Annotated in this window: 10 protein-coding genes; 6 read left to right on the forward strand and 4 right to left on the reverse strand. The window is 66.4% G+C overall.

Annotated elements, in window-relative coordinates; all coding sequences use genetic code 11:
* Positions 1-14: 14 nt before the first annotated feature.
* Positions 15-3,605 (reverse strand): indolepyruvate ferredoxin oxidoreductase family protein, encoded by a 3,591-nt coding sequence (locus U5A57_RS23925; RefSeq protein ID WP_321914111.1) that lies wholly within the window; start codon positions 3,603-3,605, stop codon positions 15-17.
* Between the two features lie 314 nt (positions 3,606-3,919).
* Here U5A57_RS23925 and U5A57_RS23930 point away from each other — a divergent pair, with 314 nt between their 5' ends.
* The 4 genes from U5A57_RS23930 to U5A57_RS23945 all read left to right on the forward strand — a co-directional run bounded on the left by U5A57_RS23930 (position 3,920) and on the right by U5A57_RS23945 (position 8,258).
* Positions 3,920-4,492 (forward strand): hypothetical protein, encoded by a 573-nt coding sequence (locus tag U5A57_RS23930; protein ID WP_321914112.1) that lies wholly within the window; start codon positions 3,920-3,922, stop codon positions 4,490-4,492.
* Between the two features lie 262 nt (positions 4,493-4,754).
* Positions 4,755-5,912 carry an HPP family protein gene (locus tag U5A57_RS23935; protein WP_321914113.1) on the forward strand — a complete coding sequence of 386 codons (1,158 nt, stop codon included), beginning with the start codon at positions 4,755-4,757 and terminating at the stop codon, positions 5,910-5,912.
* 121 nt (positions 5,913-6,033) lie between these two features.
* Complete coding sequence (locus U5A57_RS23940) at positions 6,034-6,447, forward strand: MarR family winged helix-turn-helix transcriptional regulator (RefSeq protein ID WP_321914114.1); 414 nt, start codon at positions 6,034-6,036, stop codon at positions 6,445-6,447.
* 5 nt (positions 6,448-6,452) lie between these two features.
* The gene (locus U5A57_RS23945) at positions 6,453-8,258 is read left to right on the forward strand and encodes a chloride channel protein (RefSeq protein ID WP_321914115.1); all 1,806 of its coding nucleotides are present in this window, start codon (positions 6,453-6,455) and stop codon (positions 8,256-8,258) included.
* A 123-nt stretch (positions 8,259-8,381) separates the two neighbouring features.
* Here the strand turns inward: U5A57_RS23945 and U5A57_RS23950 are convergent, their stop codons facing one another.
* The 3 genes from U5A57_RS23950 to U5A57_RS23960 form a co-directional block, all read right to left on the reverse strand.
* A complete protein-coding gene (locus U5A57_RS23950) occupies positions 8,382-8,789 on the reverse strand; it encodes a DUF2000 domain-containing protein (RefSeq protein WP_321914116.1) in 408 nt (135 codons plus the stop codon).
* Positions 8,790-8,880: 91 nt separating this feature from the next.
* Positions 8,881-9,738, reverse strand: a complete 858-nt coding sequence (locus U5A57_RS23955; protein WP_321914117.1) for a sigma-70 family RNA polymerase sigma factor — start codon at positions 9,736-9,738, stop codon at positions 8,881-8,883.
* Positions 9,735-10,211, reverse strand: a complete 477-nt coding sequence (locus tag U5A57_RS23960; protein WP_321914118.1) for a carboxymuconolactone decarboxylase family protein — start codon at positions 10,209-10,211, stop codon at positions 9,735-9,737. Before U5A57_RS23960 ends, U5A57_RS23955 begins: the two co-directional genes overlap by 4 nt.
* 274 nt (positions 10,212-10,485) lie before the next feature.
* Between U5A57_RS23960 and U5A57_RS23965 the strand changes: the two genes are divergently transcribed.
* Together U5A57_RS23965 and U5A57_RS23970 are read left to right on the forward strand one after the other, a co-directional pair.
* On the forward strand, positions 10,486-12,363 hold the full coding sequence (locus U5A57_RS23965; RefSeq protein ID WP_321914119.1) for an AMP-binding protein: 1,878 nt from the start codon (positions 10,486-10,488) through the stop codon (positions 12,361-12,363).
* A 143-nt stretch (positions 12,364-12,506) separates the two neighbouring features.
* Positions 12,507-15,317 carry a helix-turn-helix transcriptional regulator gene (locus U5A57_RS23970; RefSeq protein ID WP_321914120.1) on the forward strand — a complete coding sequence of 937 codons (2,811 nt, stop codon included), beginning with the start codon at positions 12,507-12,509 and terminating at the stop codon, positions 15,315-15,317.
* Position 15,318 lies beyond the last annotated feature (1 nt).

The raw sequence follows: 15,318 nt of genomic DNA on the forward strand, positions 1-15,318 counted from the left end.
CGCTTTTACGCCTCTCACGCCGTGGCGCGCTGCGCCGCGGGCGTGCGGTAGTCCGCGAGCAAGCGCTCCTTCTTTTTCTCCACCGCAGCGAGATTGCGCGCCTTGACGTGGCCGAAGCCGCGAATTTCATCGGGCAGCGCGGCAAGCTGGAGCGCGGCGGCCAGGCGCTGTGTGTCGAGGCTCGCGCAGAATTCGTCCACGAGCGCCACGTATTCCACGATCGAGCGGCGTTCGTCGCGACGTTCTTCGGTCTTGCCGAACACGTCGAACGCCGTGCCGCGCAGCCCCTTCATGCGGGCCAGCGTGCGCAACACCGGCAGCACCCACGGACCGAAGCGGCGCTTCACGAGATGGCCGTGCTCGTCGCGCTTCGCGAGCAGCGGCGGCGCGAGCCAGAAGTTCAGCTTGTAGTCGCGGCCCGGCTCGCCTTCGAACTGCTCGCGCAATTTCTGCAGATACGCAGGATCGGCATAAAGACGCGCGACTTCGTATTCGTCCTTGTACGCCATCAGCTTCGCGAGATTCACGGCAACGGCGCGCGTGAGCGGCAGCTTCGTGTCGCCGCCAAGCGCTGTCTCCTTCGCGCGAATACGGTCGACTACGCGGCGATATTGCTGCGCGTACGCGGTGTTCTGATATGCCGTGAGCAACACTTCGCGCGCGGCGATCACCTTGTCCAGCGATTCGGGCATCTGCAGAACGATGGCCTGCGGCGCTGCGGGCGTTTTCGTGAACGCGCGCACGGCCGCCTCGCCATGATGCGCGACGTAGCGCCCCCAGTTGAACGCCTGCTGGTTCTTTTCCACGGCCACGGCGTTGAGTTCGATCGCGCGCCGCAGATGCGTGAGTTCGAGCGGCAGCCAGCCCATTTGCCACGCGTAGCCGAGCAAAAGCGGATTGCTGTAGATCGTGTCGCCAAGCAAGGCGAGCGCGAGTGCATTGGCATCCACGAACGCACAACCCTCGCCGATGCTCGCGCGCAGCTCCGCTTCGGTTTGCGTGCCCGGAAACGTCCACTTAGGATTCTTGACGAATTCCGCAGTAGGCGTCGCGCCGCTGTTGATCGCGGCGACCGTCACGCCATGCTGGGTGCGCGAAAGCACGTCGCCCGAAGCAGAGACGATCGCGTCGCAGCCGATCACGAGGCGCGCCTCGCCCGTGGCGATGCGCGTGGCATGCAAGGCAGCGGGCGTGGCCGCCACCTGCACGTGGCTCAGCACGGCACCGCCCTTTTGTGCGAGGCCAGCCATATCGAGCACGGTCACCCCCTTGCCCGCGAGATGCGCGGCCATGCCGATCAGCCCGCCGATGGTCACGACACCCGTGCCACCCACGCCCGTCACGAGAATGCCGTAGGGCTTCGCCAGTTGCGGGAGGAGAGGCATGGGCAACGCGTCGAAATCGATCGATGCGGCGCTCGACGCATTCGCCGCGCGCGGCTTGCGCAACTGCGCACCTTCGGCCGTCACGAAGCTCGGGCAAAAACCCTTGACGCACGAGAAGTCCTTGTTGCACGACGACTGGTTGATCTTGCGTTTCGTGCCGAGCGGCGTGTCGAGCGGCTCGACGGAAAGGCAGTTCGACTGCACCGAGCAGTCGCCGCAGCCTTCGCACACGGCGTCGTTGATAAACGCGCGGCGGGCCGGGTCCGGATACGCGCCGCGCTTGCGGCGGCGGCGCTTTTCCGTGGCGCAGGTCTGGTCGTAGATCAGCACGGTGGTGCCGGCGGTGTCGCGCAAGGTGCGCTGCACGCTATCGAGCTGGTCGCGATGATGGACGTCCACACCGGCGGGTAGCACGATAGTGGAGTCGTATTTTTCCGGCTCATCCGTCACGATAACGATGCGCTTCGCACCTTCCGCATGGACCTGGTGCGCGATCTGCGGCACGGTGAGCACGCCGTCCACGGGCTGGCCGCCCGTCATCGCCACGGCGTCGTTGTAGAGAATCTTGTAGGTGATATTGGCGTTCGACGCGATGGCCGCGCGAATCGCCAGCAGTCCGGAGTGAAAGTACGTGCCGTCGCCGAGATTCGCGAACACGTGCTTGTCGCCCGAGAAGTGCATCTGGCCGATCCACGCCACGCCTTCGCCGCCCATCTGGCTGAACGTTTCGGTCTTGCGGTCCATCCACATCGACATGTAGTGGCAGCCAATGCCCGCCAGCGCCCGCGACCCTTCGGGCACGTTGGTCGACGTGTTGTGCGGACACCCCGAGCAGAACCACGGCTTGCGCTCCACCGTCACGCGCGGCTTGGCCGCTTCACGCTCCTTCGCCTCGATGATCGCCACGCGCGCGAGCATGCGCGCGCGCACTTCCTCGGGCACCGCATTGGTCAAATCCGCGCGCGCGAGACGCCGCGCGATGGCCTTGGCGATCAGCGCGGGCGAGAGTTCGTAGTGCGCCGGCAGCAGCCAGTTGCCGCGCGGCACCGACCATTCGCCGCCTTCGTTGTCGCGCTCGTCGAACTTGCCGTAGATCTTGGGGCGCACGTCTTCGCGCCAGTTGTATAGCTCTTCCTTGAGCGCGTATTCGAGAATCTGGCGCTTCTCCTCCACCACGAGAATTTCTTCGAGCCCCGTGGCGAAGCCGCGTGCGTCTTGCGCGTCGAGCGGCCACACGCAGCCTACCTTGAGCACGCGCACGCCGATCTGCGCGCAGGTTTCATCGTCGAGGCCGAGGTCGGTGAGCGCCTGGCGCACGTCGAGATACGCCTTGCCCGCGGTCATGATGCCAAAGCGCGCGCGCGGCGAATCGATCACCACGCGGTTCAGGCGGTTCGCGCGCACGTAGGCGAGCGCGGCGTACCACTTCTCGTCGAGCAGACGCGCTTCCTGGGCGAGCGGGGTGTCCGGCCAGCGGATATTGAGGCCGCCTTCGGGCATGGTGTAGTCGGCGGGCGTGACGATCTCCACGCGATCCGGGTCGAGATCGATCGACGCGGTCGATTCGATCACGTCGGTCACGCATTTCATGGCGACCCACAGGCCCGAGTAGCGGCTCATGGCCCAGCCATGCAAACCGTAATCGAGATATTCCTGCACGTTCGCGGGATACAGCACGGGAATGCCCGCAGCGATGAGCGCGTGCTCCGACTGGTGCGCCACCGAAGACGACTTCGCCGCATGGTCGTCGCCCGCGAGCACGAGCACGCCGCCGCGCGCGTCGCTGCCCGCCGAGTTGGCGTGCTTGAACACGTCGCCGGTGCGGTCGACGCCCGGGCCCTTGCCGTACCACATGCCGAACACGCCATCGCGCTGCGCGCCGGGCCAGAGATTGATCTGCTGCGTGCCCCACACGGCCGTGGCGGCGAGGTCCTCGTTCACGCCGGGCTGGAACACGACGTCGTGCGCCTGGAGGTGCTTCTTCGCCTTCCATAGCGACTGGTCTAGCGCGCCTAGCGGCGAGCCGCGATAGCCGGAGACGAAGCCCGCGGTATTCAACCCGGCCTTGCGATCGCGCGCCTTTTGCAGCATGGGCAGGCGCACCAGCGCCTGGGTGCCGCTGATGTATACGCGGCCTTTTTCCAGCGTGTATTTGTCGTCGAGCGAAACAGATGCGGCTAGCGATGCGGCTTCTACGGCGGCACGGTCGGGGGCGTTCATGGCGGGGCTGTCTCCGGAATCGGTGCGAAATCTGACGTTTCGCGGCCGAGTATAGGAAGCCGATATGCCATCGTAAAATCACAAATTGGAAACACTGGTATGCGAAAAACGGATGGCTGGGCGTGGAGCGAGCCATTAGTCGGCGAGCGCTTTCTCAAGCCCCTCGGGCATTTGCCGTTAACACACGGGACCAACAACCCCTCATTCCGGAGTCCCGCTTGAACGCGAAACCGCGCGCTCTGCCGTCTGCATTTGTCCTGTTCGCATCCCTGGCCGGAACCCTGCTGATTAGCGGCTGCGTCAGCAGCCCACGCGTGGCCACCGCACCCGCGCACCCCACCGTCGTGGTTGCCGCGCCCCCGCCGCCTCCCCCGCCTGTCGTCGTCGCCCAGCCGGTGTACGTGCCGCAGCCCTACGACGCGTACGTTTCGGTCGTGCTCGATCGCGACGTGGTCTACGCCGGCGGCAGCACGTATATCTGGATTGTGGGGCCGGACGGCCACCGCCAGCGCCGCCTGTACGGCCGCGGCGACCTGCGCGGCGAAGTCCTGCACCGCCGCGCGGAATTGCGCGTGGTGATGGCCCGCAACGAAGGCCATCTGCCGATGCAACACGCACGCGTGCCCGAATCCCAGCGCGTGCACGTGACGATGCAGCCGCACGGCGCGCCGCCGCATGGCATGCCGCCACATGGCAACCGGCCGCAGCCGGGCGGGCATGCGCCGGTGCACACCACTGCCCATCGCCCGCCGCCCGCGCCGAACCACAACCAGAACGCGAACGCCAGCGCGAATGCCGGCCACCACCGCCACCCCGACGGCCATCCCAACGCCGCGCCTGCGCCACGTCTCGCGGGTCAGCCGCCGCATGCCGGTAATGCCAGCTAATACAGGCTTCAGGTCGAACCGGCCGCCAGCCTGATAAAAGCGTCGCCGCGCCCGCGGCGGCGCTTCTACCGCTGCCTCAACTGCCGCCACACGCTGCGCGGCTCTCGTTGCGCCCCTCAAAATCTCCCGCCTCCGCGCCATCCTCGGGACAACCCGAAGCGACGAAGTGTCGCGATATATATCACGTTGAGATATAATTGCGCTTCTTTGGGCGGTGCCGAGCCGTCTGCGCTCCCTATCCGTTTCAAACCCGCTCCGAATCGTGTCCCGCTTCAAGGTCCTTCGCTGGCTCACCCGCTTCATCCCCTCCGGGGTCACCATCACATGGCGCGAGCGCCTGCGCTCGGGCGGCGGCGCGCTGGTCAGTATCGCCCTGACCGGCGCAGTGACGCACCGGTTGCTCGGCGGCGATCCGGCCATTCCGTATCTGATCGCGCCCATGGGCGCGTCGGCCGTGCTGCTCTTCGGCGTGCCAGCGAGCCCGCTCGCGCAGCCGTGGTCGATCATTGGCGGCAACCTCGTTTCCGCCACCGTCGGCGTGAGCGCTGCAATGTGGATACACGACCCTGTGGCCGCCGCCGCCGTGGCCGTTGCTGTGGCGATCGTCGCGATGTTCACGCTGCGCTGCGTGCATCCGCCTTCGGGCGCGGTCGCGCTCACCGCCGTGCTGGGCGGTCCGGCCGTGCATGCGCTCGGTTATGAGTTCGTGTTCCTGCCCGTCGCGCTGCAGTCGTTCCTGTTGCTCGGCGGCGCGCTCGTTTATCACGCCGCCACGGGGCATCGCTACCCGCACGCCGGGCGGCGCCCAAGCGTGGCCGTGCCCGCGCCCGCGCAAGCCGGTTTCACCCGCGCCGACCTCGAAGCCGTGCTGCGCGATCGCGACGAAATGCTCGACATCGACACCGACGACCTCGAAGCCGTGCTGCAGGACGCCGAGATCCGCGCGTACGCGCGCAGCTTCGGCGAGCTGACCTGCGCGGACGTCATGTCGGCCAACGTAGTGAGCATCACAGCCGCCACGACCGTGGGCGAAGCGCGCTCGCTGCTCAAGCGCCACGACGTGAAGGCACTGCCCGTGGTCGACGCGCAGCGCCAGGTGAAGGGCATCGTCACGCGCGCCGACCTCGCCGACGAGGGGCGTGAGCGGCATCCGCTGCGTCTCATGCTCCATGCGATTTCGCGGCTCGTGCGGCCGAATGCAGAGTCCGGCCAGAACGTCGGCACGCTGATGACCACGCATGTGCTGACCGTTGCGCACACGACGCCGATCGTCGAACTCGTACGCATCTTCGCGGGCCGCGGGCACCATCACGTGCCGGTGGTCGATCACGAACACCGGCTCGCGGGCATCATCACGCAAGCCGATTTGATCTCCGGGCTCTACCACCAGGCGAAGACGCCGCAGCAGGCGCCGGCCTGAGCGCGTTTGCGCCCGGGTTCGCTCCAATCGATCTGGTCGCGATGCCGCTGTAACGGACGCTTTCGGAGAAAAATATCATATCGTGATAAATTAGGAGACTGAACCGTTCCATGGACTTCCAATGAAAAAAAGCGCGCGCGATCTCGACAAGGCCGACTTCGAACAGCTCTCCGAATTCCGCTACCAGATGCGCCGTTTCGAGCGTTTCTCGGAGCAGGCCGCGCAGGCCGAGGGCATTACGCCGCTGCAATACCTGCTGCTGCTGCATGTGAAGGGCTATCCCGGCCGCACGTGGGCAACCATTGGCGAGCTGGCTGAGCGTTTGCAGGCACAGCATCACGGCGTGGTCGCGCTTGTCTCGCGCTGCGAGGCGATCGAGCTCGTCGAGCGGCGTGTGAGCGAGCGCGACCGCCGCCAGGTGGAAGTGCATCTGCTCGCCGCCGGAGAAAAGCTGCTCGCGCGCCTGGCCGAACTGCATCGCGCCGAGTTGAAGTCGCTCGACGGCGCATTCACCGTTCCGCGTATCGATTTATAGAGACCATGCATTCCGACGATTCCCACAAGCGCGATTTTTCGGCGAACGCACGCCTGCCCGGCATCAGCGCGCTGGCCGCCGTAATTGGCGTACTGGCCACGCTCGCGGCGTTCGTGCTGCTGAGCCTGATCCACTGGTTCACGAACCTGTTTTTCTTCGGCCAGTTCTCGTTCGCCGACCGCTCGCCGGCGCTCAACACGCTGGGACCGTGGGTCATCGCCGTGCCGGTGGCAGGCGGGTTGATCGTCGGGATGATGGCGCGCTTCGGTTCCGAGAAGATTCGCGGCCACGGCATTCCCGAGGCCATCGAAGCCATTCTCTTCGGCAAGAGCAAGATGTCGCCCAAAGTGGCCGTGCTCAAGCCGCTCTCGTCGGGCATCGTGATCGGCAGCGGCGGCCCGTTCGGCGCGGAAGGCCCGATCATCATGACGGGCGGCGCACTCGGGTCGCTGCTCGCGCAATGCGTGCGCGTCACCGCTGCCGAGCGCAAGACGCTGCTCGTGGCGGGCGCGGCCGCGGGCATGACGGCCGTGTTCGGCACGCCGGTTGCCGCCGTGCTGCTCGCCGTCGAATTGCTGCTATTCGAATGGCGGCCGCGCAGCTTCCTGCCCGTGGCGCTTGCGAGCGCGGTCGCGGGCTTCGCGCGCTCGGTGTTCTTCGGCACGGCGCCGCTCTTTCCCATGCAGACGCTGCCGCCGCACGCCGTGGCGCTCTTCTCGTGCGTCGTTGCCGGGCTGCTGGCGGGCGCGCTTGCATCGGGGCTATCCGCGGCGCTCTACAAGGTCGAGGACCTGTTCGGCCATCTGCCGCTGCACTGGTCGTGGTGGCCGGCGATCGGCGGGCTCGTGGTGGGCATTGGCGGCTTCATCGAGCCGCGCGCGCTCGGCGTGGGTTACGACGTGATCGGCGACCTGCTGCATCAGCACATCGTGCTTCAGGTCGCCATTGCCATTCTGGTGGTCAAGGCCGTGATCTGGGTCGTGGCGCTGGGCTCCGGCACCTCGGGCGGCGTGCTCGCGCCGCTGCTCATGCTTGGCGCGGGGCTTGGCTCGGTACTGAGCCATGTGCTGCCCGGCAGCGACCCGGCGCTCTGGCCGCTCGTGTGCATGGCGGCAACGCTCGGCGCCACGCTCGGCGCGCCGCTCACGGCCATCGTGTTCGCCTTCGGCCTCACGCGCGACACCAACGCGCTGCTGCCGCTCCTCACGGCCACGCTGGTCGCGCACGGCTTCGCAACGGTCGTCATGAAGCGCTCGATCATGACCGAGAAGATCGCGCGCCGCGGCTATCACATCTATCGCGAGTACGGCGTCGATCCGCTCGAGCGTCATTACGTTGATGAAGTGATGACGCGCAACGTCGATACGATCGACGCGAACGTCACCGTGCGCGACGCGCTCGACCGTTACTTCGGCTCGACGCAGCTGCGCCGCGCCTTCCCGGTGCTGCGCGACGGCGCGGTCCTCGGTGTAGTGGATCGCTCGATGCTCGACGCCGTACGCGCGAGCGCGGCAACCGAAGCACTCGACACGCCGCTCGACTCGTTGCTCGCGCAACGTTCGCCCGATATGGCGCTACCCGAGGAAACCTGCCGCCAGGTCGCCACACGCCTCGCGATTCATGGGCTCGAACGCCTGCCCGTGGTGGCCGACCGCGAATCGCGACGGCTCGTGGGCATCGTTTCGCGCAGTGACCTCGTCAAGCTCTCGCTCTCGCACTTCGAGGAAGAGCACAAGAAGGAGCGCTTCCGCCGTATTCCCATGGGTGGGAATAGCAAGCGGCGCTTTCCGCCGGTGCGCAAGGCCAGCTAGAGAAAGCAATGCTTACGGCGATGGCGGGCGCCTGGTTCGCTCGCCATCGCCGCGTGTGCCGCAAGCCGTTGCGCTCGCGGTGTTTCCGCCGGCTCGGCAGTTAGTTGCGATACGCTCGGACGCCTATTGATGCAGCGCCAACCCCTTCACGGCTTTGTCCACGGCGTTTTTCGGACCGTATAGCGCGATTCCCACCAGATCGGGATTTTCCGGGTCCTCCGCGCGAAATACCTCGCGGTTGGCCGCGTCGTGGCCCGTCGAAAACATGGCGTGCACATACGGCACGATCGTCAGCTCGCGCGACACGCCGCGCCGCAGCGCCGCCTGCAAACCGCCAACATCGGCGCCATAGATCATCATCGGCTGGCCCAGCATCCTGCCGTAACGCTGCCCGCGCGCGTCTTCGTAGGGCTCGCCAAGCGCTTCGGGCACCGCCGCCGCAATGCCGGTTGCGAGAAACGCGGTCACATTGAGCTTCTGCCAAACCGCGAGATTGTCCCGCACGACCAGCGCCACTTTCGTATCGAACATGCTTGCTGCCTCCTTTTTCGAGGCACTCATGATCCGCGAGACGCGGCGGCAAGTCTGGAACGTTTGTGCAACGCCGTCGCACGCCGCACGCTCAGTGCAAATGCCGCAGCTTGTCCGGATTGCGCATGACGTAAATGGCCGTGACCTTGCCGCCTTCGATTTCGAGCGCGGTGGTCTGCAACTCGCCATCGGCCTCGCGCGTGACGAAGCCGGGCAGCCCGTTGATGAAGCCCGCGCGCACGAGCGTCGATCCATTCCTGCGAAACAGGTCGGCTAGCTGGGCGTGCAGCTTCATCACACTCTCGAAGCCGAACACCGGATGGCCGATCGCCGGGCGCTTGCCGCCGCCGTCCGCATGCAGGCTCACGTCGTCGGCGAGCATGGCGCCGAGCGCGCTCATGTCGCCGCTGCGCGACGCCGCGAAAAACGCCTGCGCCAGTTCGAGGCCGCGCGCCTTCTCGACATGAAAACGCGGGCGCGCTTCCCTCACGTGACTCCGGGCGCGCGCCGCGAGCTGGCGGCATGCGGCGCTCTCGCGCCCGATCGTGGCCGCGACCTCGTCGAACTCCAGCCCGAACACGTCGTGCAGCAGGAACGCCGCGCGCTCGAGCGGCGAAAGGCGTTCGAGCGCGAGCATGAGCGGCAGCGTGACGTCCTCCTGCTCGTCTTCTTCGACGACCGGGTCCGGCAGCCACGGGCCGATATAGGTCTCACGCTGATGCCGCGCCGACTTGAGCTGGTCCAGGCACATGCGCATCACCATGCGGCGCAGGAAGGCCTCGGGCACGCGCACCTCGTCGCGCTCCACGTCCGCCCAGCGGATAAATGCGTCCTGCACGATGTCTTCGGCGTCGGCGACCGAGCCGAGCATGCGGTACGCCACGCGGATCAGCTTGCGCCGCAGCGGGTCGAAACTCGCCGCGGCATCCTTGAGTGCCGGGTTCGTCATGCGGCGACCATCTTGCTGGCCACAGCCTTGGCCGCCGCCGGATCGACCCACAGGCCAAAGCCGACCGCCAGGCGGTTCCAGCCGTTGATCACGTTGATCATCAGCGTGAGCTTCACCTGCTCCTCCTCGGTAAAGTGGCCGGCGAGCGCCGCGCGCGCCTGCTCCAGCGCGTGGCCTTCGGAAAGGCGCGTGAGGGCGTCGGTCCAGCCGAGCGCCGCGCGTTCGCGGTCGGTGTAGCACGGCGCTTCTTTCCAGGCGGAAAGCAGGTAGAGACGCTGTTCAGTCTCGCCTTCCTCGCGTGCGTGGGCGGTATGCATGTTAAGACAATTCGCGCAGCCGTTGATTTGCGACGCGCGCACCTCCACCAGCGCAATGAGGCTCGGCTCGAGGCTGCCGGACACGGCGAGCGACGTGCCCATCCAGGACTTCATCAGGGTCGGAGCAGCGGCAAACAGGTCGAGCTTGGCAGTCATGGTGTCATCTCCTTTCGGTTGGGTTGCCATGACATGACGAGATAGCCTGAGCCGTGTGTGACATCGGGGGAAAATTTTTTGCCGCCCCGGCCGGTATCGCGGCCGCAGGTGGAGATGCGGGTGACGGATGAGAAACCCACCCTGGATGGGTGGGTCAGACTGATCTGACGGAACCTAAACTCGACCAGGCGTCGTTGCCCGGATCGTTTCTCCCTCAGGTTCGGGCCACGCAGCCTGATCACTCGCACAACAAGCCCCCTCTGGAGACACCCGCATGGCCGCCCCCGCCGACGCTTGCTCGCAGGCGCTACCGTATCGCTCCCCGCGTATTCCTGCCTGGGACGTCCACACGACTTACCGCGCAGACGGCACCGTCATTCTCTCGTCTGCGCAAGCCCCTGCTATCGAGCAGAACGGCTTCGTCGACTTTCTGCCGTACTGGGCGCAACGCCGCGCTCACTCGCCGGTGTTCTGCGAGCGCGACGCACAAGGCGGATGGCGCTCGATCACCTGGTCCGGGCTCTGGAACCAGGTCAGACATGTGGCTGCGGGCCTCCTCAACCTCGGACTGGGGCAAGGGCGGCCGCTCATGCTGCTGTCCGGCAACTCGATCGAGCAGGCGATCCTGCTGCTCGCCGCGGAGTATGCCGGCGTGCCCACGGTGCCGGTGTCGCCGGCCTACTCGACGATCAGCAGCGACTTCGCCCGTCTGAAGGGCATCGCCGCGCTGGTTCAGCCCGCCGCCATTTTCGTTCAGGACCGCGAGACGTTCGAGCGCGCGATTGCGGCGCTCGGCTTGCCCGAGGTCCCTGTCATCGCTGTGCACAGTTCAACGGACGAAGCATGCTCATTCAACGCGCTGGCCAGCCTCGAACTGACGCCAGCGCGCATTGCCGCGCTTGCCTCCGCGCGCGCAGCCATCCAGCCCGCCGATGTGTTGCGCATCCTGTTCACATCCGGCTCGACAGGCGCGCCCAAGGGGGTCGTCTCCACTTACGCCAACTTCAAGGCGGCGACGCGTTATTTCGTCCGGATCTACGGCACGCTGTCCGAGCCGCAACCGGTATTTCTCGACTGGATGCCGTGGCATCACACCATGGGCGGGGTGCTGGCATTTGGTCGCACGATGGTGACGGGCGCGAGCCATTACATCGACGATGGGCGACCGGTAGCGGGCCACTTCGAGCGCACCTTGCGCAACCTGCGTGACGTTTCGCCGACCGCATTCAGCAGCGCTCCCTCAGCGTTGACGATGCTCGCAAACGCGCTCGAAGACGATGCGCAGCTGGCGCAAAAGCTCTTCGCACGGCTTATCAATTTCGGTTACGGAGGCGCGAGCCTTCCGCGAGCCACCTGGGAGCGCATCCAGCGGGTGGCCGCAGAGACCATCGGCGAGCACCTGACGTTTTGCACTTCGCTGGGCGCGACCGAAACCAACGGCACGGGCACCTGGTTCGCCATGCCGTCCGACGATCTCGGAAACATCGGCGTGCCGGGCCCCGGCGTGGAACTCAAGCTGGTGCCACTCGAAGGCGGCGACGGGCGCTTCGAAATCCGCATGCGGGGCGCAGCGATCTTCGGTGGCTACCTGAAGGACCCGTCCCAGAGCGCGAAGGCCTTTGATGAGGAGCGCTATTTGTGTCTCGGCGACGCGGTGCGCCTCGTGAACGCGCGGAATCCCTCGGAAGGTCTGCGCTTCGCCGGGCGTGTAGCCGAAGATTTCAAGCTCACCAATGGAACGTGGGTCCGCACCGGGAGTGTCAGGCTCGGTCTGCTGGAGCAATGCGCCCCGCTCTTGACCGATGCGGTCATATGCGGCCATGACCGCGACTATGTGGCGGCGCTCGCGTGGCCAAATATGGCGGCCTGTCGGCGGCTCGCGCCGGAACTCGCCGCGCTGGAAGTCGAGGCGCTCATTGCGCATCCCGTCGTCATTGCCGCGTTGAACGAGCGGCTGCGCATGCAGAAGGCGTCCGGCGCGAGCCTCCATGTCAGGCGCCTGATGCTCATGGCCGAGCCGCCCTCGATCGACGCAAACGAGACCACCGACAAGGGCTACGTCAATCAGGCAGCCTGCCGCGCGCGGCGCGGCGATCTGATCGACGAAGTCTATCGCCCCACGCCTCCTGCCTTCGTCGCAAGCACGGCCTGAGGGCGGCTGCGGCGTCGTCAGGTCTGCCGACCTTCCGGACGCCGCTTTTGGGGCCCCCACTGTACAATCGACCAGCGCATGAATGCGGGCACGTCGTTGCGCCGCGGCATTTGCCGGGCAAACATTCTGCTTTATGTGACCCCATGGAATCTTCCCAGTCACAGTTGGCCTCCCTGTTGAGCGAAGCCGAACAGCGACTGCAGCCGCCGCGTATGGACGCACGGGTGCTGGCGCGCGAACGCCTGCTCGCGCAGTTGACCGAAGCGCGCCGGCGCCGCTGCCTCATACTCGAGGGGCCGGCGGGCTGCGGAAAGACGGCGCTTTTGCTGGCCTTGCGCCGCGCGTTGTTGCCACTCAGCTTCGACGTGGCGTGGCTCACGCTCGCCCCCGAAGACAATGACATGTCGCGCTGGCTCGACGACCTCGCCGCGAGCCTCGCCCAGGTCGATCCCGCCATACCGCAAGAGGCCGCGCTGCTCTCTGGCCGCGGCACCGACGACGAAGCCGTCGAGCGCTCCCTCGTCGCCCTCGTAAGCGGTATTGGCCGGCACCCGCGCCACTTGATGCTGATGCTCGACGACGCACACCACGTCGTCGATCTTCAGGTGCGCGAAACCGTGCAGTGGCTGCTCGACTACGCGCCGCCCAACCTGCACATCGTCATGGCCTCGCGCAGCGCCGTTCCCGTGTCGCTTGGCAGGCTGCGCGATGGCGGCCAGTCCCTCGAACTCAGCATGCGCGACCTTCGGTTCACCGCAGAGGAATCCGAAGCATTCCTGAAAGCGAAGGTCAGTCATCTGGAGCGGCGCGACGCGCAAAAAATGCATGAGCTCACGGATGGCTGGGTGGCGGGCTTGCTGCTGCTCGCGGCGCATTTGCGGCGCGGCGAGCGGGGCGAGCAAGGCGCTCCTCTTGCCGGGCATGTGCCCCGCAGCCACTTCCTCGACGCGCGCGGCGTTGCCGACTATTTCGAGCGCGAAGTCCTGCCGCAACTGTCTGCCGAAGAACTCGACCTGCTCGTCAGGCTCGCGCCCTGCACGATATTTTGCGCTTCACTGTGCGCCGCGCTCGGCGCGAATCCGGAGCTGCATGGCCGGATCCCTGGCCGACTCGAATGCGACAACCTTTTTGTCGAGTCCATTGCGTCGTCGGGAAGCGAGAAATGGTATCGCCTGAATCCGCTCTTTCGCGAGACGCTGCTGCAGCGCTTTCGCTCATGGCCGCTCGAGCAGCAACGTGAGGTGCATCACAGGGCGTGGCGCTGGTTTCGCGAGCACGATCGGCACGACGAAGCAATCCGCCACGCGCTGCTTGCCGGAGAAACCGCAACGGCCGCCGACGAGGTCGTGCAGGTTGCGCAACAGATGCAGATCCAGGGCGACCTGCGCAAGCTCGCGGCGATTATTCGCATGCTGCCGGCGTCCGAGATCGAGGCGCGCTTCGGTCTGCGGTTATGGAGCGCGCGTTTGAAGCTCTATGCACGAGACTTCGACGCGTGCGAGGCTATCCTTGACGGGTTGCTCGCCGACGTGGCGCCCGACGACCACGGCGCGCGCTATCGGCTCGCGATCACCCAGGCGACACTGTCTGTCCAGCGTGACGATAGTGACGGCGTGAGCGCTGTGGAGCCGTGCTTGCTGAATGTGCCCGCCGAGATCGACAGCGTGGGCATCGGTGGGCGCAACAACATCCTGTCGTGGCTCTATATGCATGCCGGCGAGTACGAGCGGGCGCGCGCCATCCAGACAGACTCGCCCGCCCTGCTCGTCAACGGTGTCGAGCTGATGGGCACGCCGGCCGGCATGCTGTACGGCAGATGCGTCATGGGCCTCAGTTTTTCGCTCGAAGGGCGCTTTCTGCAGGCAGAGCGAATCTGCCGCGACGTGATGGCCGAAGCCGACCGGCGCGGCCGCGAGGCCGCCGAGGCCGCATCGCTTGCGGCGGCGCTACTCGGCGAAGTGCTCTATGAGTTCAATGAGCTGGACGCCTGCCGGCGACTTCTGGAAGAGCGGATCGAGGTGCTCGAACGCGTGTCGATTCCCGATGCGGTGTTGCGGGTGCTGACGGCGCTGTCGTCCGTGCACTGGATCGCCGGACACGAGATGGACAGCTTTGCGTGGCTGGAACGCCTCGAAGAGTACGGCAGGCAATATCGCTTGAACCGGCTCGTCGCGCACAGTCTCGCCGACCAGGTCCAGCGCCACCTGCAACGCGGCCGGACCAGCGACGCACAAGCGGCGCTCGATCGCCTCGACAGGATTGCCGAAGGCATTTCCGTCGAGCGCACGGGGCCGCTTGGGCACGTGGCGGTGCACGCGGCACGCGCCAACATGCTTTGGGCTTTCGCCCATGAGAATCATGAGGCCGCCTCAGCGCAGATCGATCGATTGGTCCCAGCGTGCGAAGCGCGCGGCTGGCAACGCCACGCCACACACTTCCAGCTGCTCGGGGCGCTCGCGCATGCCAGCCTCGGACGAACTCATGCCGTGGCGCCAGCGGTGACGGCAGCACTGCGGCGCGGGCACCGGCTCGGTCTCGTGCGCAGCGTGCTGGATGCCGGCCCCAGTGTGCTGGAACTAGTCACACGCGTCGTGCAGAGCGAGCCGGCGGACCCGGTCCTCTCGTTCTATGTCGGCCGGTTGCAGGCCGCGCACAGCATGACGGATTCGGTCCACCCGGCACAGCGGCCAGTTGATGGTGGAACTGGCGCGCAACAAAAGCCCGCCATGATGTTGAGCGAGCGCGAAGCGGATGTCGTGCAGCTGCTCGCCCAGGCCATGCCCAATAAGCGGATTGCGCGCACACTCGCGATTTCGCCGGAAACGGTGAAGTGGCACCTGAAGAACATCTACGGCAAATTGGGCGTGTCGAGCCGCGATGAAGCCGTCGCACGGCTCAGAGACCTCAATCTTGGGTCGGGCGGAGCCGGCCCGTCATCGGATGGCCCGGCCTAGC

This window comes from Paraburkholderia sp. J11-2 (assembly GCF_905220185.1).
Taxonomy (GTDB): Bacteria; Pseudomonadota; Gammaproteobacteria; order Burkholderiales; family Burkholderiaceae; genus Paraburkholderia.